At 66.3% G+C, this 2,564-nt stretch carries 2 protein-coding genes; both read left to right on the forward strand.

The genetic code is table 11. The annotated features are described in order from the left end of the window. The coding region (locus tag NFV80_RS12140) for a sugar phosphate nucleotidyltransferase (RefSeq protein WP_295329594.1) at nucleotides 1-798 on the forward strand (798 nt) is incomplete at its 5' end. Nucleotides 799-870: 72 nt separating this feature from the next. Continuing rightward, complete coding sequence (locus tag NFV80_RS12145; RefSeq protein ID WP_296758795.1) at nucleotides 871-2,511, forward strand: isovaleryl-CoA dehydrogenase; 1,641 nt, start codon at nucleotides 871-873, stop codon at nucleotides 2,509-2,511. Nucleotides 2,512-2,564 lie beyond the last annotated feature (53 nt).

Consider the following 2,564-nt stretch of genomic DNA (forward strand, 5'->3'; position numbering starts at 1 on the left):
ATCGCCGCGCTGCCGGTGCCGATCGCAACTGCGTCGGCGTTCGGCATCATCGACGCGGCGGCCGATGGCGCGGTGCGCAGCTTTCGCGAAAAGCCGCGCGAGCCGGCGCCGATGGCCGGCGACGCAGGTCGCGCCTTCGCCTCGATGGGCAACTACATTTTCGCTGCCGATGTGCTGATCCAGGCGCTGCGCGAAGGGCACCGGCTGGGCGAAAAGGACTTCGGCAAGGACTTGCTGCCTCGCCTGATCCAGACGAAGCGCGTTTTCGCCTATGATTTCTCGGACAATCGCGTTCCGGGTGTGCGCGAAAGCGAGGAACCGGCCTACTGGCGCGACGTGGGAACGATCGACGCCTATTTTGCCGCGCATCAGGATCTGCTCGGAGCCCAGCCGAGGTTCGACATCTTCAACCCGAGGTGGCGGATCGGTTCGAGCAACTACCAGGGTCCGTCGCCCAAGTTCATCCACGCGGAACTCGACAACAGCATCGTCAGCTCCGGCAGCATGATCCGGGGCGCGCGCGTGCGCAATTCGATCGTCCGCCGGGAAGTCCTGATGGAAGAGGATGTCGAACTCGACGAGTGCATCGTGATGGACTACGCCGTGTTGCGCAAGGGGGTGCGCCTGAAACGGGTCATCGTCGATCGTTACAACACCGTCGAGGCCGGCGAACAGATCGGCTATGACCCGGAAATCGATCGTCGCCGATTCACCGTAAGCGACTCGGGAATCGTCGTCGTTCCCAGGGGCCAGCGCCTCGACACGCGGGCCGATGACAGGATGTTCCGCTACCTGTAGTCTGGCACAGGTTCGCCAGGTCCGAGTTCCTGGCGAACCATCGACGACACGCGCATGCGCAAAGGGGAGGCCATGAGTCGAGCCACACACACGGTATTCAACCAGAGCACGCCGCTTGCCGACGTGAATCTGTTTTCCGGCAACCGCGCGTTGGCCGACGCACTGCACTTCCATGATGCGGGATTCAATAGCGCACGCCTTGCCGCTCTGGGAGCCGAAATGGGGTCGGCCGTGATGCAGCAGCACGCGCGGCTGGCCAACGCTTTCCCGCCGCAACTGAAGAGCCATGACCGCTTTGGCCGCCGCATCGATCAGGTCGAGTTTCACCCCAGCTATCATGTGCTGATGTCGGCGGCACTGCGCCACGGGCTGCACGGCACACCGTGGTCGGCGGGGGCCGGTGCCCATATCGAGCGGGCGGCAGCGTTCCTGTTGTTCACCGAGTGCGAGCCCTCGGTGCTTTGTCCGGTGTCGATGAGCTACGCGGTGACACCGGCACTGCGCGCCAACATGGCGATCCACTCGGACTGGTTCCCCGGTCTTGCCAGCCGGAGCTACGACGAACGCTTCCTGCCCTTCGACCGCAAGAACGGCCTGACGATGGGCATGGGAATGACCGAGAAGCAGGGCGGCTCGGACGTGCGTGCCAACACCACCCGTGCCGAGTTCGACGGCGACGACGCCTGGGGCCGCCGCTACCGCGTCACCGGCCACAAGTGGTTCCTCTCGGCGCCGATGTGCGATGCCTTCCTGATCCTCGCGCAGACTTCCGGCGGGCTCTCCTGCCTGTTCCTGCCGCGCATCCTGCCCGACGGGACGGTCAACGCGCTGGCCATCCAGCGTCTGAAGCACAAGCTCGGCAACCACGCCAACGCCAGCTCCGAGGTCGAGTTCGAAGCGGCGAGCGCCTGGCTGGTCGGCGACGAGGGCCGTGGCGTCGCGCAGATTCTGGCGATGGGAGCGATCACCCGGCTCGATTGCGCGCTTGGCACCGCCGGTCTGATGCGCCATGCGCTGTCGCTCGCGCTGCATCACGCGCGCCAGCGCGAGGCGTTCGGCAAGCGCCTGGTCGAACAGCCGCTGATGAAGAACGTGCTCGCCGATCTGGCGATCGAGAGCGAGGCAGCGACCGCGCTCGCGCTGCGTCTGGCGCGCGCCGTGGACCGGTGCGAAGCGGGCGAGGACGCCAGCGGGCACGAGGCCGCGATGCGCCGTCTGCTGACGCCGATCGCCAAGTTCTGGATCTGCAAGCGCGGCAGCCATTTCGCGCAGGAGGCGATGGAATGCCTTGGCGGCAACGGCTATGTCGAAGAGCAGGGCGAAGGCGTGATGGCGCGCATCTATCGGGAGATGCCGCTCAATTCGATCTGGGAAGGTGCCGGCAACATCATGGCGCTCGACCTGTTGCGCACGCTCCGCGACCCGGCAGCGGGCGCCGCGCTGGAACACGAGCTGGAGCCGGCGCGGCAGGCACACCCGGCGTTCGACCGCCGGCGCGATCTCGTCCTGCGCGCCGTCGGCGGCATCACGGAGGAAGTGGAGGCGCGGCGTCTGGCACGTGACCTGGCGTTGCTGCTGCAAGCGACCTTGCTGCGGCAGCACTCCTCTGACGCCGTCTTCGCAGCGTTTTGCGCGTCGCGCTTTGACACTGCCGACGTTTTCGGATTGCTGCCGGCGGGTGTCGGCCTCGATGCGATTCTGGAGCGGGCCTGAGGACTCGACTGGAGGGAAGACAGGTGGACCGGCCGCAAGCGTCCGGCAGTCTG

The organism is Accumulibacter sp. (genome assembly GCF_023806565.1).
Taxonomy (GTDB): Bacteria; Pseudomonadota; Gammaproteobacteria; order Burkholderiales; family Rhodocyclaceae; genus Accumulibacter.

Bases quoted from the DNA above. Each gene is read 5' to 3' on its own strand.
- NFV80_RS12145 (WP_296758795.1), top strand. From the start codon at position 871: ATGAGTCGAGCCACACACACGGTATTCAACCAGAGCACGCCGCTTGCC.